Raw genomic sequence first — 23894 nt, 5'->3', positions numbered from 1 at the left:
GGGGCGATGCGCAGCATCGAACCTGGAATCTCGAGATCCGGGTCTGGTCCTTCGGACCATCCCGGAATGACGACGAAGAGAGACCTACTTGATCAGGCCTTTTTCCTTGTAATAGCGGATCGCGCCGGGGTGCAGCGGAACCGGGCTGCCGCTGGCCGCGGTCTCGAGCTTGATCTCCTTGCCGGCGGCGTGCGCGTTCACGAGCTCCGGTAGCGATTCGTAGACCAGCTTGGTCATCTGATAAGCGAGATCGTCCGACACGGCGGAGCTGGTGACGAGATAGTTGATCACCGCCGCCGTCGGCACGTCCTTGTCCTGGCCGGTATAGGTGTTGGCCGGAATGATCGCGGAGACGAAAGGAGGTCCGATCTTGTCGACCGTCTCCTTCGGCACCGACACCACCGTGATCGGGCTCGAGGTCGACAGGTCCTTCAGCGAGGCGACGCCAAGCCCGGCGGATTGCAGCGTCGCGTTGAGCTGCCGGTTCTTCATCAGATCGACGGATTCGGCGAAGGGCAGATACTCGACCTTGCCGAGATCCTTGTAGCTCATGCCGGCCGCGGCCAGGATCGCGCGCGAATTCAGCTCGGTGCCCGACTTCGGCGCGCCGACAGAGAGGCTCTTGCCCTTGAGGTCGGCCAGCGTCTTGATGCCGCTGTCGGCGGTCGCGACGATCTGGATGTAGTTCGGATAGATCGCGCCGATGGTGCGGAGCTTGTCGAGCTTGGTCTTGAAGCCGGCTTCTTCCTCGCCGTTCCAGGCGGCTTTCAGCGAATCGCCCAGCGTGAACGCCAGCTCGCCGCGCCCCTGCTGCAGCAGGATCAGATTCTCGACCGACGCCTTGGTGGCCTGCACCTGCGTCTTCACGTTCGGGATCTTGTCGCCGTAGATCTTCCCGATCGCGACCCCGAGCGGATAGTACACGCCCGAGGTGCCCCCGGTCAGCACGTTGATGAAGGATTGCGCCTGCGCGCAAGGTGCCGACGCCGCCAGAGCAAGAGCCGCGGCAACGCCGAAAATGGTCCGTTTCATGGTTGTTGTTCTCCCCAAACCAGTGGCGAAATTGGCTGGATGATGCCTGCGGGTCAACCCATCCAAAAGGCAAAACAGGACTGCGGTAAATGGCCGATCCGGCTCGATTTTTTCGGGAACTGGGGCTGCGGCGAGGCGGTGCAGCATAGACGGTCGCATAGGTGGACCAGCGCCACACCACGGACACCACAGCGTCATTGCCGGGCTTGTCCCGGCCATCCAAGCCGTTCCGCTGACCACTGAGAACGTGGATGCCCGGGACAAGCCCGGGCATGACGACCTCCGCTGGATGTTCAAATGCGCTTGCCCCGCCCGCAGGCGGGCAGACGCTCTCTCACTGGAACGTCATGTCCAGGCACTTCGAGATGTCGGAGCCGAGGCCGGAGGAGATGATGATGCAGCCACGCACCTTCTGCGCGGTGACGTCGGCGGCCCAGACCGCATAGCCGCCGGGACCGAAGAACGAGTTGGTGTTCGGCGGCTCGGTCTCGGTCGCATCGAAATCATACTTCCCGTCGGTCTCGAAGATGCGCGGCTTCTTGGTGCAGCCACCGTCGGTTTGGACGTTGATGACCTCCTTGTTGTCGCGGGTCAGCGCCAGCGAAACCTGGCAGCGGAAATATTCCGAGGTCTTGGTGTTGAAGAGATAGGTGTAGGACTTGCAAGTCGCCGTGTTCAGCTTGCCCGGGGCAAGGCCGCGGCTGCACGAAATGCGCTGGTTGTGGCTGAGCTGGTAATCATCGGCCCGGGCGGCCGGCGCCAGCGCCGTCAACGACAATGCAGCAGCCCAGCAAAGTTTGATCACATGGCGCATCCGAATCATCCCTATCGAAAATCTTGTCGAGTTGCGTTCTAGACGGAAAGCGGAACATAGTCGCGAGGGGACGGAGGGAAAATCACAAACTGCAGGACAAGACGTGATGCGCTGCGGCGCTTTCGCAAATTGACCCGGGTACATTGTTCGTGATTTGTTCAAGACCGATGCCCACGACTGGAGGATGGGACATGGCGTTTTCAACGAAGACATTTGCACTTGTTTCGGGCGCCTTGGTAGCGCTGCTCGGCGCGTTCGCTGCGCCCGCATGCGCGCAATCGACGGCAACGCCCTGGGAGCTCAAGCCCGACATGGGCTATGCGTATGACAGGGACGGCAAGACCTATTCCTACAAGATGGGCACCAGCAATGCCGGCGAGCTGCTGAAGGGCGCCAAGAAGGTGCCGAAGGGCACCCTGTTCTTCATCGGCCAGAACGGCCAGCTCTACATGCGCAGCGGCCCCTACCTCGAAGGCGACGGCAAGTTCAGGTTCGGGCCGGATCAGTAGGGCTGCGGCGGGCGGGACGACGCGCGGCCACACTCTCGGTGTCATCACCCGCGAAGGCGGATGATCCAGTATTCCAGAGGCCATTGTGATTGAATCGAGAGGCCGCGGCTTGCTGGATGCTCCGGTCGAGCCGGGCATGACAGCGGAGGATGCGGCAGGGCGACGGGGTTAAAACGCCGCCGCCAATTCCCTGGCGCCGGGTTTGCCGCTGTTCACGTCCATCCGATCGTCCGTCACCGCCAGCAGCTTGGCCACCGTGTTGTGGCGGATCGCAACCGGATTGCGCTCATAGCCGCCGCGCTGGAAGAAGTTCGAGGTCGGCACCTGCTCGCGCATGGCCTGCGGCATCGTCACCATGTCGAGCCCGGTGCCGTCGCCGGTGAGGTTCATCATCTCGAGGCTCGGCCGCCGAGAGCGGGCGCGAGTGTCCCTTGGCCCGGGCGAAATGCACCGACGTCAGCAGCTTGTGGGTCTGCAGCATCGGCCCGACGTCGATGTCGAGCACCATCGCATGCATGGCCCAGCCTTGGGGAGTGCTGCCCATCTTCTCGTGCTCCGACCAGGTGTCGGGCACCGACTTGGCATGCGCCACCATTTTCTTCAGGACAGCGAGCTTGTGCTCGAGGCGCATGCCGCGCTGGCCCTGACGTCCGCGCCACCTTCTCGGACAGCGCGCGGATGAGTTCGTGTCCCTGCTCCGCCAGCAGCTCGACGCTGTTGGTGGTCAGGAGCTGGTTGTAACCCATCGCGGTCGAAATCGCGCGCTTGCCGCCATGCTCGATTCCCGCCTGCACGTCGTGGCTGCCTGTGCCGCCGGTCTCGAAGGCGTAGACCCGCACGGCCTGCTCGCGCGTCAGCCCGGAGGCGAGCGCGTAGCGCGCATAGGCGCGCTTGAACTCCGCCTCGCTGGACGGACGCTGCGGCGTGAACTGGTAGATCTCCTGCGCCGCGCGCAGGAAATCGGCGACGACGGGAATGGGCTTGCGGAGCGGCCGATCCGGCGTTTCCTCCGGCTCCGGATTTACCGGCTTCTTCGGTCCGTTATAGAGCGGCGGATGCTCCAGCACGTAATCGTCGAGCGTCACCTGCTGCCCGCTGCGCCGCTTGGCATTGCGCCCTTTTCGCTTCTCCGAGATCTGGCTCCAATAGGCGCTTGCCTCGGCGTCGAAGGCCGCGCGCGCCGCCTGATATTCGGCGAGCTTGCGGCGATATTCGAGCACGGCCGGCGAAGCCCCCGCGCCTTGCGCAAAGAACTGCGACAGCAGCTGGGCGTTGGCGCCGCGGACGGACGGTGCGATCAGGACAAGCGCAAGTGGAACCAGCGCCAATGTGTTTCGAATCGATCGATGCATGCCGCCCTCTTAGCAGGCATCCGGTAACCGTCACGTTAACGCGCCGTTTACCATCAATTCCAGGCGAATACCGGCTGCTCCAGCTCGGTGACGCGGGTGTGCCGCCCCGCCAGCACCTCGCGGAACTGATAGATCAGCGCCGCCGTCGGCGCGTGGATCAGGCTCATCTGGTGATGGAACCGGATCACGCGGCGCGTGCTTTCGGGAATCGCCGTGAAATCGAAGGCCTCGTCGCGTTCGATCGTGTCGAGCGCGATGCGATGGACGGAGGCGACCTCGTCGGGATTCGGAATGATCGCGGCACTGTCGGCCGCCCAAACCACGACCGGCGTGATCAGATAGCCGGAGCGGGTCGGATAATCGTCGAGCAGGCCGAGCACTGCCTCGGCCGGAAGCTTGAGCGCGAGCTCCTCGTCGAGCTCGCGCAGCGCCGCCTCGACCGGCGTCTCGCCGGCATCGCAGCGTCCGCCGGGCAGCGCCCATTGGCCACGATGCGCGCGCAGGTGTGAGGCACGCTTGGTGAGCAGGAAGGCGGTGTCGCCACCGTCGTTGGATTCGGTCAGCGCCAGCACCACCGCGGCGCGCTTCAGCGCCGACGGCACGGCCGCGTCGGGCAGCCGCGCGAAGGACGCGCAGGCCGCTGCGATATTCCGCCGGGTGGCATCGCCGAAAGGTCTCATGGTGCTTGACTACACCAGGATCGCATCTGATGAAACGAGGCGAGACAGCGTTGCAGGGATGGACGGAGCGATGACGAGCAGGGCCGCGGCGAGGCTGAAATCAGAGGGCTGGAGCATCCTCGAGACCACCGGCTTCATGCATCTGGTCGGCCCGTTGTGGGAGCGCAAGGTCGACGGTCACTACGAGTTCGCGCTCGCGACCGAGGACAAGCACCACAACCGGCGCGGCATGGTCCAGGGCGGCGTGATGATGACTTTCGCCGACCGCACCTGCGGCATGACCGCCCGCTACGTCTCCGGCAAGGAGTTCATGGCGACGGTGCAGCTCGACACCCATTTCGTCGAGGCCGGCCAGATCGGCGACATCCTGATCTCGCGCCCGCGCGTGGTGCGCTCGACCCGCAGCCTGATCTTCATGAGCACCGAGGTGACAGTCGACGACCGCTGCATCGTGATGGCCAACGGCGTGTTCAAGATATTGAAGGGGCCGGCGTAGGCATAAGTTAGGCAGCCCCCGCTGTCGCCAAACACTCCGCTGTCGTCCCCGCACGCGGGGACCAATAACCCCAGGGAGGAGATATAGCGCAAGACAGGTCACTCCGAGTCTTCGCCAAACAACTCCCTGTGGTTATGGGTCATCGCGAGCGCAGCGAAGCCATCCAGAATCCCTCCACGGACACATTTCTGGATTGCTTCGCTGCGCTCGCAATGACGAGATGACGCGACTATGCTGGTGTCTGAAACGCACCGAGGACCGTCCATGCACTACCGCCAGCTCGGCCGCTCCGGCCTGAAAGTGTCGCCGATCTGCCTGGGCACCATGATGTTCGGCGGGCCAACCGATGAAGCCGCGTCGAAACGGATCATCGACAAGGCACGCGGGGCCGGCATCAACTTCATCGACACGGCCGACGCCTATTCGAAAGGCGCATCCGAACAGGTCGTCGGCCGCGCCATTGCCGACAACAGGCACGCCTGGGTGCTCGCGACGAAGCTCGCCAACCCAATGGGTGATGATCCCAACCGTGTCGGCCTGTCACGGCGCTGGGTGCTGCAGGCCGCGGACGAGAGCCTGAAGCGGCTCGGCACCGACCACATCGACATCTATTATCTGCACAAGGAAGACCATTCGACGCCGCTGGAGGAGACGGTGCGCGCGATGGGCGACCTGATCCGATCAGGCAAGGTGCGCTATTTCGGCGTCTCCAACTACCGCGCCTGGCGCGTCGCCGAGATCTGCAATATCTGCGACCGGCTCGGCATCGACCGGCCCGCGGTGAGCCAGCCCTATTACAACGCCATGAACCGCATGCCCGAGGTCGAGCACTTCCCGGCCTGCTCTTATTACGGCCTCGGCATCGTCCCTTATAGTCCTTTGGCGCGCGGCGTGCTCACCGGCAAGTACAAGCCGGACGCCACCCCCGACAAGGAGACCCGCGCGGGGCGCAACGACACCCGCATGATGCAGACCGAATGGCGACCGGAATCGCTTCAGCTCGCGCAGGAGATCAAGGCGCATGCCGAGAGCAAGGGCATAACCGCCGGCCAGTTCGCGGTTGCCTGGGTGCTCAACTCCGCCTTCGTCTCCTCGATCATTGCCGGCCCGCGCACCGAGGAGCAGTGGGACGGCTACATCAGCGCGCTCGACTATCGCTTCACCGCGGAGGACGAGGCGCTGATCGATCGGCTGGTCACCCCGGGCCATCCCTCGACGCCGGGCTACAACGATCCCGCCTACCCGATCGAAGGCCGTCGCGCCCGGACTGCGTGACCTCTCGGAGACGACGATGGCGCATCAGGATCGCTACGGCCTACCGCTCTCTACCGCATCCGACGTGGCTGCCGGTGCCTATCGCGACGGCGTCGACCTCATGCTCTCGGGGTGGACCCGCATGGCGGAGACGCTGGAGCGCGCCATCGCGGCCGATCCCGACTTCGCGCTGCCTCTGGTCGCCCGTGCCCGCGTGCACGCCTTCTATCAGCAAGGCGATCAGGCGCGGAGCAAGGCGGCGCTCGCACGCGAACTGGTGGCGAAGCGCGGCACGGAGCGCGAGCGCTCGCATGTCGAGACGCTGGCGCTGTCGATCGAGGGCCGGCTGCAAGAGGCGATCGCATCGACGCTGAGGCACATCGAGAGCTGGCCGCGCGATGCCTTGGTGCTGTCGCTGCCGCTCGGGGCGTTTGGCTTGTTCGCCTTCTCCGGCATGGACGATCACGACCGCGCGCGGCATGAGCTGTGCGAGCGCGTCGCGCAGCATTATGGCGAGGACTGGTGGTTCCTTACCATGGCCGGCTGGGCCATGACCGAGAATGGCGACGTCGCCCGCGGCCGCGCCGTCACCGAGCACGGCTTCAATTTGCGCCGGGCGAACGCCCATGCCACGCATGCGGTGCTGCACGCGATGTTCGAGGACGGCTCGATCGAGGCGGCCGATCGCCTCGTCGACGACTGGATTCCGACTTACGACCGCGCCGGCCTCTTGCACGGCCATATACGCTGGCACCAGGCGCTCGGCGCGCTCGAGCAGGACGATTCGGCACGCGCGCTCGCAATCTATGCCGACGTGCTCCAGCCTTCGGTCACGCAGGCGCCGCCGCTCAACGTCATCACCGACGCCGCCTCGCTGCTCTGGCGCCTGTCGGCGTACGGCCACACTGTGCCGAACACGCTGTGGCAGGAAGCCGACGCCGCCGCGCAAGAGATGTTTCCGAAGTCGAGCCTGTCCTTCGCCGACGTCCACATGGCGCTGTTCGCGGCGGCGACGCAGAACCACGCGGCGCTCGCCGCGCGCCTTGCGACGATCGAGCAGCGGCTCGCCGAGGGCAAGCTGCCGGCCGGCCCCGTCGTGCCGGCGATCGTCCGCGCGCTGGCGGCCTTTGCCGACGAGGATTACGCCGCATGCGTGCAGACGCTCGCGCCTGTTCTCACCGAGGTCGTGCGGATCGGCGGCAGCCACGCCCAGCGCGAGCTGATCGAGGACACCTTCATCGTCGCGCTGATGCGCAGCGGCGAGCTACCCCGCGCCCGCGCCCTGCTGGACGCCCGCCTGCACCGCCGGCCATCCCTTCGGGATCGGCGCTGGCAGACGGCGATGGGCCAAGGCGCGACGAGATCAGGATGAATTGCATCGCGCTCTAGCTGTTGTTTGCGCATGATCCTTTCGGAAGACCGCTGTGCGCTTTTCCGGATCATGCTCTGCCTCTGCCACGAAAAAAACACCGGCCTGACGGCAAGTGCCGGGCGGACGGGTTGGCGATGTCGGCGAATCGCCGTGGGGGTGGCGCGGTGGTATTCCAGGCGGGTCTTGCAGAACAAACGGGATCGCAACCAATTTGTGGTTCGATGGTTATGCTGCGGAACTTTTCCTCCGCCGCCACAGCCCTCCGGCACACGAGCCCGACGATGCGCCTTCGCCGACCGGTCCTCGCCGCCGCCTTGACCATGGGCCTGGCAAGTCCTTGTTTTGCCGAGACTTCCAACCCCATCCCGGTCAACAATCCGCCGGCGCAGCAGACTGCCTTCATCGACCTGCTGGCGCTGATGTCCGGCCATTGCAAGACATTCAAGGTCGCCGGCCGCACCTATGCCTGCAAGACGGTGGCCTACGCCCATGGCGACAAAGGCCGGGTCAATTTCGCGGTCGCGGTCGACGATCCCGCCGACGACAGCCACGTCGTGTCGTTCTCCGGCGAGAACGGCAAGCGTGCCGACGACAATTCCTACGAGCTGCGGATCGACCGCATGCTGCTCAACTCCAAGCACCGCCCCAAGGTCGACGGCCTGCCGGTGCCGGCCGAGCAGACCTCCACCGGCCTTTGCCGCCAGACCGGCAATTTCGCCGCCAGGAAGGTGAACGACGTCACCTGCTCCGCCACCGACAGCGAGGGCCGGCGCTACGAATTGCTGTTCGTCTCCGACGGCACGCCGGTCAGCGTGCGCCGTATCCGCCAGTCGGCACCGTCGATCCAGGACCCGTTCAAGTAGCTCTTCACGCGAACGCTTTCTCCAGCGTCGCAAAGATCACCGACAGCGATCTGTCGTGCCGCGTCACCGGCGGCACCGGGCGATCGACCTTCATGAGCTGATAGACCGCCATCTGCGCCGCACGCACCGAATATTCGACGGTGAACACGACGTCGTCGGGAATCTCGACGAACTGGCTGACAAAGGCGAGATTGACGGAATTCTTCGGCACCGGCAGCGGTCGGTCGGCCAGATGGCGCGGCATGAACATGCTGGTGATGTAGGGCATGCGGCAGGGGATGCAGATCGCATCCTCCAGCACGACGGGATCGAAGTTCAGGTGGCCGCAGAGCTCCTTCAGGATCTCGGCGCCGCCGCAATCGGACATCGGCTTGGCGACGAAATTTCCGACGCGGTCGGGATGCAGCGCGTAGCCCCAGAACACCTGCACGTTGTTCGGCTGCCCCGTGAAGTGCGGCTGGTGATAGAGCACGACCGACATCAGCCAGTTCGAGTCCTTGAACGTGACGAGACCGCCGGTGCCGGCCCGGTTGCCCGAGAACGCTTCCATCCGGTCAAAGAACCGTGGATCGCGGCAAGTGACGGTGAACGACAGCCAATAGGATTCGGGGATCGAACTGTTGAACACCGACGGGTTGCCGAACTCGGGACGTCCTTGCGCGATCGTCTCCCACAGCGCCCAGCCCTGGCTGTCCTTCTTGGTCAGGTGCGGCGGCGGCTCGGTCATCGTGCCGAGGCTCGAGGGCGTCCGTCATCGAGCCATTCTGGAAGAACACGATGTCGTGGTCCTCGAGCCGGACATTGGCCGTGCGGCTGTCGCGGTCGAGCGTGAGCTGGCGCACGCGCAAGCGCGCGCCCTCGGCCTCGAACGCCATGTCGGTGACGCGCGTGCCGCGCACGAACTGCACGCCCTGGCGCTTGAGCCAGTCGGAGAGCGGCCGCACGATCGCGTCGTACTGATTGTAGACGGTGCGCTTGACGCCGGCGAGCGTCTCGATGCGCGGAAACTCGCTCATGAAGCGATGCAGATAACGCTTCAGCTCGACCGCGCTGTGCCAAGGCTGGAAAGCGAAGGTGGTCTGCCACATGTACCAGAAATTGGATTCGAAGAATCCGGGTGACAGCCAGTCGGTGATGCGGCTGTTGCCGAGCGCCTCTTCCGAGGCCTCGGCGAGCCGCAGCAGCTCCAGCCGGTCGCGCGCGGAAAAGCCCATATGCGAGACGTCGATCTTGAAGCGGTTGCGGTCGACCAGACGTGCCCTGGAGTGCGCCGGATTCTCCACGTTGAAGGCGACCGTTTCGTCGCGCACGCTAAGGCCGGGATGCTCCAGCGAGGGAATGCTCGAGAGCAGGTCCCAGGTGCATTCGTAATGGTCGGTGGTGAGCATGCGGCCGCCGCGCAGCGAATAGGCGCCGTTTGCAAGCTGCGCGCCGTCGAGGCTGCCGCCGATCAGCGGCTGCGCCTCGTAGATCACGATGTCGTGCCCCGGCAGCTGCGCATCGCGAACGAGGAACGCCGCGCCTGCGAGCGATCCAATGCCACCGCCGATGAAATACGCCTTCATGACTTGCCTCGATTGCAGTTCGAATGTCGCGGCAAGATTGCATGGTGTAGCGGTAGCCAAAGTTGCGCTGGATCAAGGCGGAGGCGAAGCGCAATCACGTCGACGTTATCGGGGTCGGCTTCTTCGCGTAGATGTGCTCGATCTCGTCCGCGAAGCGGCGCTCGAGCGCGGGCCGCTTGTTCTTCAGCGTCGGCGTGAGCAGACCGGCCGCAATGGTCCACGGATCCAGCGTCCACCACACCGCTCGCGGTGTCGCGTAGGACGGATAGGCCTTCACGGCCGCGGCGATCCTGGCCAGCAGCGCCGCCCGCTCCGCCGCGCCGCCTTGCTGGCCGCGCGCCGCCAGCCGTTCCTTCTCCTCGACCCAGGCTTTGGCATTCAGCACGACCAGAGCGGTGAGGAACGGCCGCTGCTCGCCGACCACCAGCGCCTGCTCGAACAAGGGATCGGCGAGGATCGCCGTCTCCAGATCCACCGGCGCGATCTTCTCGCCGGTGGAGGTGACCAGGATGTCCTTGATGCGACCGGTGATGGTGATGCGCCCATTCTCGATGCGGGCTTGGTCGCCGGTATGCAGCCAGCCGTCGGCGTCCTTGACGCGGCGCGTTTCCTCCGGCTTGCGCCAGTAGCCCAGCATCACGCTGGGGCCGCGCACCAGCAATTCGTCGTTCTCACCCAGCCTGACCTCGACGCCGTCGAGGACGTGGCCGACCGAATGCGGATCGTTGTCGTCGGGGGTATTGACGGAGACCACCGGCGAGGTCTCAGTCATGCCGTAGCCCTGGAGCACGTCGAGCCCGAGCGCGAGAAACAGCCCGATGACGGGCTCCGCGATCGGTGCGCCGCCTGAGACCGCGACGCGCAGGCGGCCGCCGAGCTGCGCCAGCACCTTGTCGGCGACGAGGCGCTTGAGCAGCGGCCAGGCCAGCCGGTCCAGCAGCGACGGCACGCCATGGCGCTGCCGCGCGTCGAAGCGACGCCGGCCGACGGCGATGGTGAGGTCGAGCAGCGTGCGTTCGATCCAGCGCGCCGATGCGCGATGCTGCATGATCAGCGCGTAGATCCGTTCGTAGATCCGCGGCACCGAGACCAGCACCGTCGGCCGCACATGCTTCAGATCCTCCGAGAGCTGCGGCACCGAGCGCGCATAGGCGACACAGGCGCCGACCGCGATCGGGTAGTAGTAGCCGCCGGTGCGCTCGAAAGTGTGCGAGAGCGGCAGGAAGGACAGGAAGACGTCGTGCGGCTCGGCTTTGACGCGGCGCGCGATTGCCTTCACGTTGGCGACGACGTTGCCATGCGACAGCATCACGCCCTTCGGCCGCCCGGTGGTGCCCGAGGTGTAGACGATGGCGGCGAGATCGTCCGGCTCGATCGCGAGATCGGGCAGCGGCGCGGTCGCGCCAGGTGCTTGCGCCAGCCAGTGGTCGAGCCCGACGATGCGCGCATCCGGCGTGATGGGCCCGCCTGCATCCGCGCAGACGACGCGCTTGAGATGGTCGAGCGGCTGGCCGGTCGCCACGATTTCCTGCCAGCGCTCCAGTGTATCGATGAACAGGACCAGCGCGCCGGAATCGACGAGGACATAGGCAATGCTGTCGGGATTGTCGACGGCGTGCATCGGCACCGGCACCAGGCCACGCGACAGCGCCGCCTGGTCCATGGCGATATGCGCGACGCCGTTCGGCATCAGGATGGCGATGCGCTCGCCCGGCGCGAGCGCCTCCGCGGCGAGCGCCCGCCGCCACAGCTCGAATTTCGCATCGATCTCGCGCCAGGACTGGCTGACCCAGCGCTGGGCGGCCGCGTCGAAATGGCGATAGGCCTCCGCCGCCGGCGTCGCCTTGACGCGCCAGCGTAGCAGCTGCGGCAACGTCCTGATCTCGGCAAGGTCGTCCGGTTGACCCGTCGGCTCCAGCATGGCGCTCTCTCGCATCGAATCGATTCCCGACATTCGGTGCCTCGATACTAAAGCGCGATGAGATTCGGACGAATCGTCAAAACGCTTTAGGTTGTTGTTTGCGCTGATCTTTCCGGAAGACCGCTGCGCACTTTTCCGGATCATGCTTTAGACCGGCCAGTTCTTGGCGCTTTGATCCTCAGCAAGCTGGCCATGCTTTGGAGCGACCCATGACCCGCGACCGCCTGTTTCTGCTGCGCCCCGGATTCGAGGACCCGGCTTTTCCGGGGCGCCTGTTCTACTGCTGGCATTGCGCGCTGATCGACGGCGTGCTGGCCTCGTTTCCGCAACTTGCCGCAAAGCTCGACGTCGAGCGCATTCCGTGGCCGCGCCCGCGGCAGCCGGTGATCACACTGGTCGGCGAGCAGAACCAGTCGCTGCCGCTGCTGGTGCTTGCAGACGGAGCGACATCGCCGCACCAGACCGGCAGCTATCATGGCCGCGCCTTCATCGCCGACAAGGACGCGATCCTCGCCGCACTCTCCGAACGCCACGGCTTTCCCGATCCGCATCCGTGAGCACATAGCTCGCGCAATGTTTCGTCTTCCGGACGCCATCAACGACGAGCTTGCTCGCATCGTGACGACCAGTGAGATGATCGCATCATTCTGAGCGGCGTGAAATCTGGGGCGAACTGAAATCTGGGGCGATACTAAGGCAGCGTGGGCGCGACAATCGAGCGCGCGACCTTGTCTCGTTCACGAACGTTAACGTGTGTTCATCGGAACCAGCGTCTGCGTCGTTTCGACGCCGGAACGCTGCGCGCGCACGCCCGTTGTATCACGACATTCAACTGGAGTGATGACATGAAGTATCTCATTGTCGCGATGGCGGTCGGAGCTGCGGCGCTTGCCGGCGGAACGGCGGCGAACGCGGCCGGCACTTCGAGCGCCAAGCAGAGCGCGCAGGAAAGTCAGACCACCGACATCAGCGCGCACCGCAGGCACCATCGCTGGCATGGCCACCATCATCATTGGCGGCACAGCCACTACCGGCCGTACTACCGCAGCTACGGCTATTACCCGCGCCATCACGGCTATTACGGCGGCGGGCCGTACGGATATTATCGCGGCGGCCCGGGCGTGACGTTCAGCTTCGGCGGCGGACGCTGGTGAGACAGGAGAGGCCCGCAGCAATGCGGGCCTCTCTCTTTATTCCCGCAGGATCAGTCCCGCCGTCTCCAGGCCGCTGGCCAGCGCTGCTTCCACCGTGCCCATGTCGGGCCCGCGATAGAGCGCTTCACCGGAGAACAGCACCCTTCGATCGGCACGCGCCAGAATCGCCTGCGCCGCGCGCGTCCGCGGTGTCGCCCAGGAATAGGCGCCGCGGGCAAAGGGATCGTGCGCCCAGTTGGTGGCCTCCGCGGCCACGAGCTCGCCCGCGACGTCCTCGCGCGGCAGCCTGAAGATGGCGGCGAGCGAATCGAGTCCAGCCTCGATCAATCCTTGCGAATCGAGGCTGTCGAGTGCCGCGGTGCGCAGACCGCCGAACCAGCCGGTGAGCAGCGCATGCCGGCTCGGATATTGCGTCCACCACACCGGGATCCTTTCGTCTGACAGCAGGAAGGTCATGCCTGCGAGATCCCGTTGCCGCTCGCGCCACCATGGTCGCGCAAAGCGCAGCAGGATCTTGATGACATTGCCGAAGCCGATGTCGTTCGTGGCGGCAAGCTTCGCACGCGCGCTCGCCGGCAGGGCGATCTCGCGCAGCAAGGGCAGCGGCACGGTGAGGATCACCCGGTCGCATCCGAGTCCCTCGCCGCTGGCGCAGCGAACGACAACCAAGCGGCCATCCTCCTCGATCGCCGTCACCACGCAGCCGAGATGGATCGCGACGCCGTGCCTGCGGCAGTCCGCCGCCAGGAAGTCGACCAGCCCGCCGTAGCCGCCGTCGATGCGCGCCTGCGGAGCGTGCCCGCCATCCATCCACTCCTCGCGCAGCGCCAGCGTCGAGGCGCGCTCGGGATCGGCCGCGTCATAGCCCTCGACCATCCGCTCGATCGAATGGCGCATCGGCGCATAATCGTCCCCGGCAAAATGCCGGCGCAGGAATTCGGCAACGGGGAGATCGTCCTGCAAATCCCTCAGCACGGCTTGCAGCTCGGCCTCGTGGGCGTCGTCGTGCCGTTCGCGCGAGAGCGTCGTCCCGTCGAAGCTCCACTGCTCGCCTGCGATCTCCTGAAGCGACAGCCCGGCCTCGCGCAGCAGTCGACGCGTGAGCGGTGCTTCGCCGTGGACGAATTCGGCGCCGCCCTCGGCGGCATAGCCGAACTCCGAAGCCGGCAGCGGATGGATGCGGCCGCCGCAGCGCGTGCGCGCCTCCAGCACCGTCACCTTGCGGCCGGCACGCGCCAGCTCGCGCGCCGCGATCAGGCCCGCAGCACCGGCGCCGACGATGACGATGTGCTCCGACGCCTCGGACATGGCGGGCTTCACCGGCCTGTGGCCGGCGAATCGTTCCTGATCAGGTAGCGCAGCAGCAGGACGCCGCCGCCGAGCTCGCGCATGCTCTCCAGCGTCATCGCCGCGATCGGCGCACGCTTGTCGCCGTCCGCCTCCGTCGAGGAGAACACGAAGGGCGCACCGGTGGCGCCGTCGATCGCGGGACTGAGGATCAGGTTGAATTCGTCGATCAGGCCGGCACGCAGGAACGCCCCATTGGCAACGCCGCCGCCCTCGACCAGGAGGCGCTTCACACCAAGCTCGCGGTGGAGGATGTCCAGCACCAGCGCCAGGTCGATTTCCGACTTGCCAGCGAAGATGTAGGACACGCCCTCGCCGCGCAGCCCTGCAAGATGCGAATCCGGCACGCTCTCGGTCAGCACGACGACGATCGGGTCGCCGCCGATGTCCGAGCGGCCCCAGCCGATCTTGCCCTGCGCATCGAGCACGACGCCATAGGTTTTCGCGTCACGCCGCGCGAACCAGTTTTGGCGCGGAAATGTCTCGTGCGTCCCGGTCGGGTACGGCTTGCCCTTGGCGAACTCCGACCCGGTGACGCGGCCGATGACCCAGGCATCGCCGCCGAGCTCCTCATGGATCGTCTCGAACCAATCGGTGCCCGCTCCCTTCGGACGCCAGCGGCTGGGATGCGTGCGGCCGTCCAGGCTGGAGTGCATCAGACAGATCACGTAGGGCTTCATGCAATTCTCCGGAAATGCGCTTCACACCGTGGGCCGATCGCTCTTGTCATGGCCCCCTGCGCGATCGTTGACGATCATTGCGAGCGGATTGGGCTCTGGCGGTGCGACCAGCTGCAGCGTGTTGGTGTCGCGATGATTGAACGGCGCGCCGCGCACGAACAACTCGGTCTGGATCAGATAGGTCCAGCTGCCGTCGTCGTTGAAGGTGATGTCGCAGCGATAGGAATCGGTGCGGAACGCCTGTTCCAGGAAATCGGTCGAGCAGATCCCGTAGGCGGTGTCGCCGCGCCTGGCGGTGACCGAGATGGTCTTGTCGCCGGATGCGGCCTTGCCCGAGGCCAGCAGCACCTGCCCGCGCGGAATCGCCAGCGTCTGCATGATCAGCCCGGTCGCGGGCTCCCACAGCCAATAGCCGACCTGATCGTGGAAGGTGATGTCTTCCTCGGGCGTGTTGATGTGGATGTGATAGCGCAGCCCGTAGAGCAGTTGCGGGCCGTTGGCCTGCGGATCGATCGGGTCCATGCGGATGCGCTCGATGAAGGTCCGTCGTTCCGGCCCGTCCGCCTTCGGATTGATGTCGATGCCCTTGTCCGCCTGCCAACGACCGGCGAGGCGGCGCAGCGGACCGAGATTGGCAAGGCCGTCCGGCGAGACGTCGTCGGGCTCGGTGAAGATGTCGGCGGGAATAGGAAGCATGGAAGTCCTCGCGGCAGATTGCGAGAACAGCCATAGCATGGCGGCGCGAAGCTGGCGTGTGCTCACGCCTCACAATCGCGAATGGACATCGGCGTTGCGCGCGGGGCGATCGTCGGGCTTTTGAGGAAGACCGTGCACTGCCTGTCGCGAGCGTTCTCGGACAATACGCCGGATGGTCGGCATCAGGCGAAACGGTGCCGAACCTGTTCGTTCAACCGGTCACGCGCGGAGGATCGATGCGCCGATCCTCACCAGACGCGCGACATCGCTGCCGCTTCCGATGTCGGCGAAGACCGCTCTCAAGCTGCTTCCGACAGCGATTTCGCGCGCTGCTCGAGCATGGCGATCGTGGCGACCAGATTGTCCCGCCGCGCGCGAAGGTTAAGCGCGAGCAGCGGATAGGTCGGCTGCTGCGCGTCGAACACCCCGGCTTTGGCCTCCACTTCCAGAATATCCGTATTCAAGAGCCGAACGCGCCACCACAGATCGGCGATCAACGCATCGAGCCGGAGTTCGCCGGCAGTACCAGTACGGGACACTTCTTGCATCGCTTGCCTCAACCTGAAACGGGCCTCTCCGCCGAGGCCCGGCTTTGGTCAGAACTGAGCAAGCGGAGTGCCAAGGCCGACGGCCACGCCGGCGGACCTTCCGGAACTCGCAAAAACCCGCGTTCCGCAGTGATCCGGCGGCCGGCCCCGGTCGTTCTCGGTCCAAGAGGTCGCTTGTCGAGGCGCTATGATCGCTGCTATCCGGGCTTTGAATGTGCCAATCCGGGCTGAGGCTGGTTTTCCCCGGAGGGTTGCGGCGCGGCTGTCGATTGGTGCGAGCAAAGGGCCGAAGACAAAGGTGGATTGGGCTGATTTGATCGGACGCGTCGCCTCTGACGGCGACCGGGAGGCTTTCAAGCGGCTGTTCGAGCATTTCGCGCCCCGCATCAAGGGGCTGATGCTCAAAGCCGGCTGCAGCCCCGACGAGGCGGAAGAGATCGCCCAAAACAGCATGATCGCCGTGTGGCGGAAGGCGCACCAGTTCGATCCTGCGACCGCGGGCGCGCCGGCCTGGATTTTTACGATCGCGCGCAATCTGCGGATCGATTTGTTCCGCCGCCGGGCCCGGGTCGACCGTCTGGAAGCCGGATCTGAGCCGCCTGATGCAGCGGATCAAGCCGAACCAGCCGATATCCTGATTTCGCGCGGGCAGGAAGCCGCGCGGATCGCATCGGCGATCAAGCAACTCTCGGCAGAGCAATCCACGGTGGTGAAGCTATCGTTCATCGAGGAAAGACCGCATCCGGAAATCGCGAGCGTGCTCGGGATTCCGCTCGGGACGGTCAAGTCACGGATCAGGCTGGCGATGAACCGGTTACGCGACATTTTGGACGAAGAAGCATGACGATCAGCCATCATCCGCCGGAAGATCTTCTGGCCGATTTCGCGGCCGGCAAGCTGGAAGAGGCCTATCATCTGGTCGTCGGGGTGCACGTGGCTGGCTGCGCGCGCTGCGCACGCTTCGTGCAGGCCATCGAGCAACTCGCGGGCGCTGCGCTGGAGGATGTCGAGCCGGTGCCCACCGCACCGGATGCGTTCGATCGCGTGATGTCGCGGATTCACGACGCTCCGGCACATACAGCCGCGGCCCCCCTCACGTCCGACACGGATGATGATATTCCGCCGGCACTGCGGAAGTATCGCATCGGCAAGCGCCGACGTGTCGCGCCGGGTCTCAGCCTGCGACCGATCGAGCTGTCCGGCCCGGGCACGGCCCGTGCCTTCCTGCTTCGGTCAGCGCCAGGCTCGCGCATGCTCGAACACACGCACACCGGCACCGAGCTGACGCTCGTGCTCGAGGGCAGCTTCAGCCATGAGGGCGGACGCTTTGGCCCCGGAGATTTCGACTACGGCGACGACGAGATCGATCATCGTCCCATCGTCGGCACCGAAGGCCCTTGCCTCTGCCTGGTCGCGATGACCGGCGACCTGCGCATGAACGGCTTGCTCGGCCGACTGATCGGGCCCTTCGTGCGTCTGTAACCTGCTTCGCCCTTCTCCCGCCAAGTGATCCGGCCCTGCGCCCGGAGCGTTTCGTAGGAAACGCAAGGGAGACAGGACATGGCCTGTTCAAGTCCGGCAAATCAGGTGCCGAGCGAGAGGTTGCAGGAAGTGCTGGCCCGCGTCTCCGCAGGCGAGCCACGCGCCTTCGCAGAGCTCCATACGCTGACGCGCGGCAGACTGCGCAGGATCGCGCTGGCCGTTGGAGCCTCGCCGCACGATGTCGATGACATCCTCCAGGAAAGCTTCCTGAAGATCTGGCGCAACGCCGCTCGGTTCGATCCCGGTCGGGCATCGGCCATGACCTGGATGTCCGCAATCGTCCGAAACACCGCGATCGACCATCTGCGGACCAGGCGGCAGCCAAGTGTCGAACTGGACAAGGCGCTTATGATCCCGACGGCGGCCGGGCCATCGCCGGCCGAGGATTTCGATTACGCCGGCGCCGAACCGATAGCCTTGGGAGCATTGGCTCGCTTGCCGGCAGATCGCCGCAGGCTGGTCGCTCTGGCCTATCTCGAAGGTGAGAGCCGCGCGAGCCTGTCTCAGCGCTTCGGCGTGCCGGTCGGCACCATCAAGACCTGGCTGCACCGGACCATGTTGACGGTGCGCAAGGATTGCCTTGCCGCATCGGCCGCGGCCTGAAGCCGGCGAGAACCCGTGCATGGACGCCGAGATCATTGAATTTCCCGAGCATGGACGCGAGAGCCGACTTTTCGCCGCGACAGCAAGGCTCGAAGCGATCGTGCGAGAAGTCGAAAGTATCGCACCCGACGAGCCTGCAGCCGACGCCGATCGGCTGCTCGCAATGATGGAGCGCATGGGCGATCGACTGGTCGCTCTCGCATGCCTTTTGCTCGACCAGGAGTCGAAGCTGCAAGCTCAGAGGGCGCTCAAATCCCTGTCCGGCAAGATCGCGGAAACCCGGGAAGCGTTCGAGCAGCTCGGAGACCGGAAGCAGACCTGACGCGAGGCCCGCTGATGCGAGCTCAACCCAGCTCCGTCGCGCCAGGTCTTGGTTGCGCGGGATCAGTGCGCCAGCTTCTGCGCGACGACAAATCCGATCCAGGCACTGATGCCGGCGAGAAGCGATCCCCAGCAAACGTCCGCAAGAGTCAATCCGGTCGACCAGTTGCGCAGCGTCGCCTGGTTGGTCAGATCGTAGGTCGCGTAGGTGAAACAGCCGAGCAGCAGGCCGGATGTGAACGCGCGCAGCGCGCCGCCATCCTGCTGCGCGGGCAGCACGGCAAACCAAATCAAGCCGAGGGGGTACAACAAGTAAAACGCGGCCGCGGCCGCCAGGTTGGGCTGAGCCCGCAACATATCGCCCAGCACCGGCCGATACAGCCTCTCGACCATGACCGTGAGCCAGACCATGTCGATCGCAACGAAGGTCACGGCCACCGCAAGATAGGTCAAGAAAAGGTTCATGCCCGTGTTCCCAGTCCGGCTGCATCTGACCGGCTCATCGCGCCGATGGTCAGGTTAACGACCCGCAAGCCGTGACGGATCACATCGGCAAGTCACTTGCCTTTGCGGCCAGTCAGCAGTCCGCAATCGCCAGAGCATGATCACACGACCTGTCACGCCGGCCATGGGAAGAATGCGCTGGTGCGCGCCTGATACTGACGATATCGCTCGCCGCGCGATTTCAGCATCTGCTCCTCGAGCGGCGGTATTCCCGTCACATGGACCAGGATCCAGTACATGATCACTGGCGCCGCCAGGCTGGCCCAACCCCATGCATATCCGGGCGACAGCGCGATGACCGGGTAAGCCAGCCACCCCAGCCATTCGAAGAAATAGTTCGGATGACGCGACCAGCGCCATAGACCGACATCGCAGACGAGCCCGGCGTTGGATGGGCTGAGCTTGAAGCGCCGCAGCTGCCGGTCCGCCAATGCCTCCCCGGCGACGGCAATCAGGATGATGACGATCCCGGCATAGTCCTGCAGGCGCAGTTCAGGCGCCGGCGCGTGCGCCGCGAGGAAGACGGCGAACGGCAGCGGCACCGAGACCAGCGCCTGCGACTGCAGGAACAGGAACATCCGGCGAGGGGCCGCAGCTCCCCATTGCCGCGCATAGTTCGCATAGCGTGGATCGTCGATCCCCGCTGCGGAGCGGCGCGCAATGTGCGTTCCAAGCCTCACCGACCAAAGCAGCACCAGCCCTCCGACCAGCAACCGGCGTCCCGGGGAACCGCCGTCGAGCGGCCATAAAGCTGCACCCGCGCCGACGAGGCCGGTCGCGTAGGACCAGATCGCGTCGACCCAGCCGGAATTGCCGGTGCGCTGCTGAACGAGCCAGGCCAGCGCCATCAAAAGGCTGAGGGCCAAGGCAATGCCGCCGATCGCCTGAATGTGCAGAAGAATCATATCCTCACCGGAATCGACCTTTCTGGATACGGCCGCTGGCGGCGCCGGTTTCGATCGGCGGCGGGGCGCCGGACGGCCCAAAGTGATCCGCGCCATCTCGCCAAGCGTTCCCTGACCATTGTTTCGAGGGCCGTCGCTGACGGTACCGCAGTGGGGGCGACAGAGAATGCGTTTGGCCGTGATCGGGACGGGAATTGCCGGCAATGCCGCCGCCTGGCTCCTGTCGAAACGTTACGCCGTCACTGTTTACGAGCGTGAGCTGCAGCCGGGGGGACATAGTCATACCGTTCGCATCGACTATGACGGTGAGCCGATCGACGTGGACGTCGGCTTCATCGTGTTCAATGAGGCGAACTACCCGCAATTGACCTCGCTGTTCAGGCATCTGGGCGTGAAGACCATCGAGACTTGCATGAGCTTCGCCATGTCCGTCGATCATGGCCGCTTCGAATGGCGAGGCGGCGGCGAGACCGCGTTGCAAACGGCCTGCGGCCTGTTTGCGCAACCGCGCAACCTCGCATCGCCGTCCTACTTTCGCATGCTGGCCGAGGTCATGCGGTTCAACCGGCAGAGCGTCGCCGATCTGCACGCTGGCCGGCTGCACAACCTGGCGCTCGGCGAGTATCTGCGCAAGGAATCGTTCGGTTCGCGCCTGTTCTCCGACTATCTCGGCCCGATGGGGGCGGCCATCTGGTCGTCCTCATCGGATGACATTCTGTCCTTTCCGGCGGAGAACTTCGTCGCCTTCTTCAACAATCACCGGCTCTTGCACCTCGATCGACCGCGCTGGCGGACCGTGGAGGGCGGCAGCCGGCGCTATGTCGACAAGCTGACCGCTTTGTTCAAGCACAACATTCGGCTAGGCTGTGCGGTGACATCGATCAACCGAGCTGGGCCTGGCGTGACCGTCCGCGACAGTCATGGCGGTGTGGAAAGTTACGATGCCGTTGTGATGGCCTGTCACAGCGATCAGGCCTTGGCGGCCCTGTCGGATGCCGACGCCCAGGAGCGTTCGATTCTCGGGGCGATCAGATACGCCCCGAACACGGTCTATCTGCACCGTGATCCCAGTCTCATGCCCCGCCGGCGACAGGCATGGGCATCCTGGAACTTCCTGCGGTGGCCACGGCAAACGCCCGTCCGGAACGACGTCGCGGTGACCTATTGGATGAACCGGTTGCAGGGCATCGACGAGCGCAAGCCGTTGTTCGTCAGCCTCAACCCTCCCTTCGAGCCGGCGGCCGAACTGACGTTTGGAAAATTCAGCTTCGCCCATCCGCAATATGACCTGGCTGCATTCGCGGCGCAGCGGCGCCTTCCCACGATCCAAGGGCGTCGGCGAACCTGGTTCTGCGGCGCCTGGACCGGCTACGGCTTTCACGAGGATGGCTTGCAGGCCGGCATCTCAGTTGCCGAGGCACTCGGCAGCGAAGCTCCATGGCGTCAACCGGCCCCATTGCTGGCCGAGGCTGCCGAGTAGCACGATGGCCCGAACGACACCGACCAGAGCGGAGGATACGACAGCGCCCGCCGCACTCTATTGGGGGAAAGTGATGCACGCGCGGTGGCGCCCCGTGCAGCACAGGTTCACCTACAACGTGATGAACCTGCTGATCGATCTTGACCGGCTGAAGGAAGCGGACCGCCAGTCCGGGCTGTTCGGTGTCAATCGCGCGGCGCCCTTCAGCTTTCACGAGCGGGATCACGGTGACGGCAACAACGCGGGCCTCAGCCAATACGTCCGACGCCTCGCAGCGGAACGCGACATCGACCTCACCGGCGGCCGCGTTCTGCTGCTCTGTTATCCCAGGGTCCTGGGCTACGTGTTCAACCCGCTTTCGATCTATTTTTGCCATGGCGCTGCCGGCAATCTCGCGCTGTTGATCTACGAGGTCCGCAACACGTTCGGAGAGATGCATTCCTACGTCCTTCCGGTGCAAGGGGCGGAGCCGGGCTGCGCCATACGCCAAAGCCAGACGAAGGAGTTCTACGTTTCACCTTTCATGGAGATGGAAACGCATTACCGCTTCAGCGTTTCTCCTCCGCAACAGGATGTGAAGGTCAGAATCGTGCAGAGCAGCGAACAGGGCGCGATGTTTGCGGCGGCATTCTGCGGACGACGTCGTGCTCTGACCAGCCACTCCCTGTTGGCGGCGCTGTTCGCTTTGCCCTTCCTGACCATCAAGGTGATCGCAGCCATCCACTGGGAAGCGATGCGGCTCTGGCTGAAAGGTGTTCCTTACGTGCCTCGTTTGAAACAACGCGAGATCTGAACCATGGACCTGGCAGCCACCCATCAAGACCTTCACGTTGATGGCGTCCCGTTCTTTGCCCGCCTGGCTCTGCGCCTTGCATCGCAACTTCGGTGCGGCACCATTCATGTGCGCCTTCCCGACCAGAGAATGGTCACGTTGCGTGGCCAGCTTCCGGGTCCATCGGCCACGATCGAGCTCAACAATTACAGGTTCGCGCGCAGCCTCGTCGTCGGCGGCGATATCGGCATGGCCGAGGCCTATATTCGAGGCGACTGGTCCACGCCCGATCTTGCCCAGCTTCTCTACGTGTTCTGTCTCAACGAAGACCTGGTCGACAGCGCCTTTGCCGGAAACATGCTGGTTCGCCTGTGCCGGCGGGCGCTTCATCGCCTGCGCCGGAATACCAAGGAGGGATCGCGGCATAACATCCACAAGCATTATGATCTCGGAAACGAGTTCTTCGCCGCGTGGCTCGATTCCAGCATGACCTACTCATCGGCGCTGTTCCCGGCCGAGACCGCCGACCTTCCCGCCGCCCAACAGCACAAATACGAGCAACTGGCGCAGGCCATCGAATTGCAGCCCGGCCAGAGCGTGCTCGAGATCGGATGCGGCTGGGGCGGTTTCGCCGAATTCGCCGCCAAGACTTATGGCGCCAGCGTATTGGCCCTCACCATCAGCAAGGAGCAGCATGAATTTGCCCGTCGCCGGATCTACGAGGCCGGGCTTGCCGAAAAGGTCGAGGTTCGATTGCAGGATTATCGCGACCAGGACGGTCGCTTCGACCGCATTGCTTCCATCGAGATGATCGAGGCCGTCGGCGAGCAATTCTGGCCTGCTTATTTCAACCAGCTGAAGCAGCGGCTCAAGCCCGGCGGTCTCGCCGGCATCCAGGCCATCACGGTGCGCGACGAGCTCTTTGGCAGCTATCGGCAGCGCGTGGACTTCATCCAGAGATACATCTTTCCGGGCGGCATGCTGCCGTCGGCCAACATCCTGCGCGCGCTCGGCGAACGCTTCGAGCTGCCCGTCATTCGCGAGCGCCTGTTCGGACAGGACTACGCGAGGACGCTCTCACTCTGGCGCGACAATTTCAGCCAAGCCTGGACCGACCTCACCACGCTGGGGTTCGACGAACCCTTCCGCCGGCTGTGGGAATATTATCTTTGCTACTGCGAGGCCGGGTTCAGGGCCGGAAAGATCGACGTCGGGCAGCTGGTGTTTGCACGGCGGGGGTGAGGAAGCGGGTGGCTTCGCTGGTCGCGAGCCCGACGATGGTTATCGTGTGTTTGGGCTCAGGCGAATGGTGCCCAGGGGCGGAATCGAACCACCGACACTGCGATTTTCAGTCGCATGCTCTACCAACTGAGCTACCTGGGCGTGCTCCAAGAGAGGGGCCAAAGCCCATCGAGCGGGCGGGTTATAGTGGGCCGGAAGCGGCCTGTCCACCCGGCTTCGCCAAGAGGCTTCGCCGGGCGCGG

Annotated in this window: 24 protein-coding genes, 1 tRNA gene and 2 pseudogenes; 14 read left to right on the top strand and 13 right to left on the bottom strand. The window is 64.9% G+C overall.

All coding sequences use genetic code 11. The features are described 5' to 3' along the window. Window positions 1-84 precede the first annotated feature (84 nt). Both ACETMP_RS27060 and ACETMP_RS27055 read right to left on the bottom strand, forming a co-directional pair. On the bottom strand, window positions 85-1032 hold the full coding sequence (locus ACETMP_RS27060) for a TAXI family TRAP transporter solute-binding subunit (protein ID WP_028138712.1): 948 nt from the start codon (window positions 1030-1032) through the stop codon (window positions 85-87). 334 nt (window positions 1033-1366) lie between these two features. Continuing rightward, entirely contained in the window at window positions 1367-1846 is a 480-nt protein-coding gene (locus ACETMP_RS27055; RefSeq protein ID WP_375158543.1) for a hypothetical protein, read from the bottom strand. A 191-nt stretch (window positions 1847-2037) separates the two neighbouring features. On the opposite strand from ACETMP_RS27055, the gene ACETMP_RS27050 reads away from it, so the two are divergent. Then, entirely contained in the window at window positions 2038-2355 is a 318-nt protein-coding gene (locus ACETMP_RS27050) for a hypothetical protein (RefSeq protein ID WP_375158542.1), read from the top strand. 168 nt (window positions 2356-2523) lie between these two features. Here the strand turns inward: ACETMP_RS27050 and ACETMP_RS27045 are convergent. Both ACETMP_RS27045 and ACETMP_RS27040 read right to left on the bottom strand, forming a co-directional pair. After that, a pseudogene (locus tag ACETMP_RS27045) lies at window positions 2524-3707 on the bottom strand (hypothetical protein). 53 nt (window positions 3708-3760) lie between these two features. After that, entirely contained in the window at window positions 3761-4387 is a 627-nt protein-coding gene (locus tag ACETMP_RS27040; RefSeq protein WP_375158541.1) for an NUDIX hydrolase, read from the bottom strand. A 70-nt stretch (window positions 4388-4457) separates the two neighbouring features. Here ACETMP_RS27040 and ACETMP_RS27035 point away from each other — a divergent pair, with 70 nt between their 5' ends. The 4 genes from ACETMP_RS27035 to ACETMP_RS27020 all read left to right on the top strand — a co-directional run bounded on the left by ACETMP_RS27035 (window position 4458) and on the right by ACETMP_RS27020 (window position 8372). Next, the gene (locus tag ACETMP_RS27035) at window positions 4458-4883 is read left to right on the top strand and encodes a PaaI family thioesterase (protein WP_375158540.1); all 426 of its coding nucleotides are present in this window, start codon (window positions 4458-4460) and stop codon (window positions 4881-4883) included. 264 nt (window positions 4884-5147) lie between these two features. Further along, the gene (locus ACETMP_RS27030) at window positions 5148-6158 is read left to right on the top strand and encodes an aldo/keto reductase (RefSeq protein ID WP_028138718.1); all 1011 of its coding nucleotides are present in this window, start codon (window positions 5148-5150) and stop codon (window positions 6156-6158) included. 16 nt (window positions 6159-6174) lie between these two features. Beyond that, entirely contained in the window at window positions 6175-7509 is a 1335-nt protein-coding gene (locus ACETMP_RS27025) for a tetratricopeptide repeat protein (protein ID WP_375158539.1), read from the top strand. Window positions 7510-7790: 281 nt separating this feature from the next. After that, window positions 7791-8372 (top strand): hypothetical protein, encoded by a 582-nt coding sequence (locus ACETMP_RS27020; RefSeq protein ID WP_375158538.1) that lies wholly within the window; start codon window positions 7791-7793, stop codon window positions 8370-8372. Between the two features lie 4 nt (window positions 8373-8376). Here the strand turns inward: ACETMP_RS27020 and ACETMP_RS27015 are convergent. Then, window positions 8377-9937: pseudogene (locus ACETMP_RS27015) on the bottom strand (oleate hydratase). A 94-nt stretch (window positions 9938-10031) separates the two neighbouring features. After that, window positions 10032-11858, bottom strand: coding sequence for an AMP-dependent synthetase/ligase (locus tag ACETMP_RS27010; RefSeq protein ID WP_375158537.1), 1827 nt, complete (start codon window positions 11856-11858; stop codon window positions 10032-10034). Between the two features lie 209 nt (window positions 11859-12067). Here ACETMP_RS27010 and ACETMP_RS27005 point away from each other — a divergent pair, with 209 nt between their 5' ends. Both ACETMP_RS27005 and ACETMP_RS27000 read left to right on the top strand, forming a co-directional pair. After that, window positions 12068-12415, top strand: coding sequence for a DUF3088 domain-containing protein (locus tag ACETMP_RS27005; RefSeq protein ID WP_375158536.1), 348 nt, complete (start codon window positions 12068-12070; stop codon window positions 12413-12415). Window positions 12416-12703: 288 nt separating this feature from the next. Then, the gene (locus tag ACETMP_RS27000) at window positions 12704-13012 is read left to right on the top strand and encodes a hypothetical protein (RefSeq protein ID WP_375158535.1); all 309 of its coding nucleotides are present in this window, start codon (window positions 12704-12706) and stop codon (window positions 13010-13012) included. 36 nt (window positions 13013-13048) lie between these two features. Here ACETMP_RS27000 and ACETMP_RS26995 read toward each other — a convergent pair whose 3' ends face one another. The 4 genes from ACETMP_RS26995 to ACETMP_RS26980 all read right to left on the bottom strand — a co-directional run bounded on the left by ACETMP_RS26995 (window position 13049) and on the right by ACETMP_RS26980 (window position 16283). Further along, entirely contained in the window at window positions 13049-14320 is a 1272-nt protein-coding gene (locus ACETMP_RS26995) for a flavin monoamine oxidase family protein (protein ID WP_375158534.1), read from the bottom strand. An 8-nt stretch (window positions 14321-14328) separates the two neighbouring features. Beyond that, complete coding sequence (locus ACETMP_RS26990) at window positions 14329-15039, bottom strand: RibD family protein (protein WP_375158533.1); 711 nt, start codon at window positions 15037-15039, stop codon at window positions 14329-14331. Window positions 15040-15060: 21 nt separating this feature from the next. Continuing rightward, entirely contained in the window at window positions 15061-15735 is a 675-nt protein-coding gene (locus tag ACETMP_RS26985; protein ID WP_375158532.1) for an FABP family protein, read from the bottom strand. Window positions 15736-16034: 299 nt separating this feature from the next. Further along, window positions 16035-16283 carry a hypothetical protein gene (locus ACETMP_RS26980; protein ID WP_028138727.1) on the bottom strand — a complete coding sequence of 83 codons (249 nt, stop codon included), beginning with the start codon at window positions 16281-16283 and terminating at the stop codon, window positions 16035-16037. Between the two features lie 298 nt (window positions 16284-16581). On the opposite strand from ACETMP_RS26980, the gene ACETMP_RS26975 reads away from it, so the two are divergent. From ACETMP_RS26975 to ACETMP_RS26960, 4 genes are all read left to right on the top strand, one after another. Further along, complete coding sequence (locus ACETMP_RS26975; protein ID WP_375162001.1) at window positions 16582-17127, top strand: sigma-70 family RNA polymerase sigma factor; 546 nt, start codon at window positions 16582-16584, stop codon at window positions 17125-17127. Continuing rightward, window positions 17124-17765 carry a ChrR family anti-sigma-E factor gene (locus ACETMP_RS26970; protein ID WP_375158531.1) on the top strand — a complete coding sequence of 214 codons (642 nt, stop codon included), beginning with the start codon at window positions 17124-17126 and terminating at the stop codon, window positions 17763-17765. The genes ACETMP_RS26975 and ACETMP_RS26970 overlap by 4 nt, the downstream gene beginning before the upstream one ends. A gap of 78 nt (window positions 17766-17843) precedes the next feature. After that, window positions 17844-18428, top strand: a complete 585-nt coding sequence (locus ACETMP_RS26965; protein ID WP_375158530.1) for an RNA polymerase sigma factor — start codon at window positions 17844-17846, stop codon at window positions 18426-18428. A 19-nt stretch (window positions 18429-18447) separates the two neighbouring features. Beyond that, window positions 18448-18750, top strand: a complete 303-nt coding sequence (locus tag ACETMP_RS26960; RefSeq protein WP_375158529.1) for a hypothetical protein — start codon at window positions 18448-18450, stop codon at window positions 18748-18750. 62 nt (window positions 18751-18812) lie between these two features. On the opposite strand, the gene ACETMP_RS26955 is transcribed toward ACETMP_RS26960, so the two are convergent. Both ACETMP_RS26955 and ACETMP_RS26950 read right to left on the bottom strand, forming a co-directional pair. Beyond that, on the bottom strand, window positions 18813-19202 hold the full coding sequence (locus ACETMP_RS26955) for a DUF2177 family protein (RefSeq protein ID WP_375158528.1): 390 nt from the start codon (window positions 19200-19202) through the stop codon (window positions 18813-18815). 164 nt (window positions 19203-19366) lie between these two features. Then, complete coding sequence (locus tag ACETMP_RS26950) at window positions 19367-20158, bottom strand: DUF1295 domain-containing protein (RefSeq protein WP_375158527.1); 792 nt, start codon at window positions 20156-20158, stop codon at window positions 19367-19369. A gap of 166 nt (window positions 20159-20324) precedes the next feature. On the opposite strand from ACETMP_RS26950, the gene ACETMP_RS26945 reads away from it, so the two are divergent. From ACETMP_RS26945 to ACETMP_RS26935, 3 genes are all read left to right on the top strand, one after another. Beyond that, window positions 20325-21638 carry an NAD(P)/FAD-dependent oxidoreductase gene (locus ACETMP_RS26945; protein WP_375162000.1) on the top strand — a complete coding sequence of 438 codons (1314 nt, stop codon included), beginning with the start codon at window positions 20325-20327 and terminating at the stop codon, window positions 21636-21638. 94 nt (window positions 21639-21732) lie between these two features. Beyond that, window positions 21733-22431, top strand: coding sequence for a DUF1365 domain-containing protein (locus tag ACETMP_RS26940; RefSeq protein WP_375158526.1), 699 nt, complete (start codon window positions 21733-21735; stop codon window positions 22429-22431). Window positions 22432-22434: 3 nt separating this feature from the next. Next, a complete protein-coding gene (locus tag ACETMP_RS26935) occupies window positions 22435-23652 on the top strand; it encodes a class I SAM-dependent methyltransferase (RefSeq protein ID WP_375158525.1) in 1218 nt (405 codons plus the stop codon). A 65-nt stretch (window positions 23653-23717) separates the two neighbouring features. Here ACETMP_RS26935 and ACETMP_RS26930 read toward each other — a convergent pair. Next, window positions 23718-23793 (bottom strand) — tRNA-Phe (locus tag ACETMP_RS26930). Between the last annotated feature and the right edge of the window lie 101 nt (window positions 23794-23894).

This window comes from Bradyrhizobium dasycarpum (assembly GCF_042019905.1).
Classification (GTDB): Bacteria; Pseudomonadota; Alphaproteobacteria; order Rhizobiales; family Xanthobacteraceae; genus Bradyrhizobium; species Bradyrhizobium japonicum_B.
Note: the sequence above shows the minus strand (reverse complement) of the source record. Positions and strands in the feature narration are given on the sequence as shown.

What these genes read in the sequence shown, in the direction of transcription:
- ACETMP_RS26950 (WP_375158527.1), bottom strand. Translation starts at nt 20,158, where the DNA reads ATGATTCTTCTGCACATTCAGGCGATCGGCGGCATTGCCTTGGCCCTC.
- ACETMP_RS26970 (WP_375158531.1), top strand. Translation starts at nt 17,124, where the DNA reads ATGACGATCAGCCATCATCCGCCGGAAGATCTTCTGGCCGATTTCGCG.
- ACETMP_RS26960 (WP_375158529.1), top strand. Translation starts at nt 18,448, where the DNA reads ATGGACGCCGAGATCATTGAATTTCCCGAGCATGGACGCGAGAGCCGA.
- ACETMP_RS27030 (WP_028138718.1), top strand. Translation starts at nt 5,148, where the DNA reads ATGCACTACCGCCAGCTCGGCCGCTCCGGCCTGAAAGTGTCGCCGATC.
- ACETMP_RS26990 (WP_375158533.1), bottom strand. Translation starts at nt 15,039, where the DNA reads ATGAAGCCCTACGTGATCTGTCTGATGCACTCCAGCCTGGACGGCCGC.
- ACETMP_RS27020 (WP_375158538.1), top strand. Translation starts at nt 7,791, where the DNA reads ATGCGCCTTCGCCGACCGGTCCTCGCCGCCGCCTTGACCATGGGCCTG.
- ACETMP_RS27010 (WP_375158537.1), bottom strand. Translation starts at nt 11,858, where the DNA reads ATGCTGGAGCCGACGGGTCAACCGGACGACCTTGCCGAGATCAGGACG.
- ACETMP_RS27055 (WP_375158543.1), bottom strand. Translation starts at nt 1,846, where the DNA reads ATGCGCCATGTGATCAAACTTTGCTGGGCTGCTGCATTGTCGTTGACG.
- ACETMP_RS26985 (WP_375158532.1), bottom strand. Translation starts at nt 15,735, where the DNA reads ATGCTTCCTATTCCCGCCGACATCTTCACCGAGCCCGACGACGTCTCG.
- ACETMP_RS27060 (WP_028138712.1), bottom strand. Translation starts at nt 1,032, where the DNA reads ATGAAACGGACCATTTTCGGCGTTGCCGCGGCTCTTGCTCTGGCGGCG.
- ACETMP_RS26965 (WP_375158530.1), top strand. Translation starts at nt 17,844, where the DNA reads ATGGCCTGTTCAAGTCCGGCAAATCAGGTGCCGAGCGAGAGGTTGCAG.
- ACETMP_RS27050 (WP_375158542.1), top strand. Translation starts at nt 2,038, where the DNA reads ATGGCGTTTTCAACGAAGACATTTGCACTTGTTTCGGGCGCCTTGGTA.
- ACETMP_RS27005 (WP_375158536.1), top strand. Translation starts at nt 12,068, where the DNA reads ATGACCCGCGACCGCCTGTTTCTGCTGCGCCCCGGATTCGAGGACCCG.
- ACETMP_RS26945 (WP_375162000.1), top strand. Translation starts at nt 20,325, where the DNA reads ATGCGTTTGGCCGTGATCGGGACGGGAATTGCCGGCAATGCCGCCGCC.
- ACETMP_RS26935 (WP_375158525.1), top strand. Translation starts at nt 22,435, where the DNA reads ATGGACCTGGCAGCCACCCATCAAGACCTTCACGTTGATGGCGTCCCG.
- ACETMP_RS26995 (WP_375158534.1), bottom strand. Translation starts at nt 14,320, where the DNA reads ATGTCCGAGGCGTCGGAGCACATCGTCATCGTCGGCGCCGGTGCTGCG.
- ACETMP_RS27025 (WP_375158539.1), top strand. Translation starts at nt 6,175, where the DNA reads ATGGCGCATCAGGATCGCTACGGCCTACCGCTCTCTACCGCATCCGAC.
- ACETMP_RS27040 (WP_375158541.1), bottom strand. Translation starts at nt 4,387, where the DNA reads ATGAGACCTTTCGGCGATGCCACCCGGCGGAATATCGCAGCGGCCTGC.
- ACETMP_RS27000 (WP_375158535.1), top strand. Translation starts at nt 12,704, where the DNA reads ATGAAGTATCTCATTGTCGCGATGGCGGTCGGAGCTGCGGCGCTTGCC.
- ACETMP_RS27035 (WP_375158540.1), top strand. Translation starts at nt 4,458, where the DNA reads ATGACGAGCAGGGCCGCGGCGAGGCTGAAATCAGAGGGCTGGAGCATC.
- ACETMP_RS26980 (WP_028138727.1), bottom strand. Translation starts at nt 16,283, where the DNA reads ATGCAAGAAGTGTCCCGTACTGGTACTGCCGGCGAACTCCGGCTCGAT.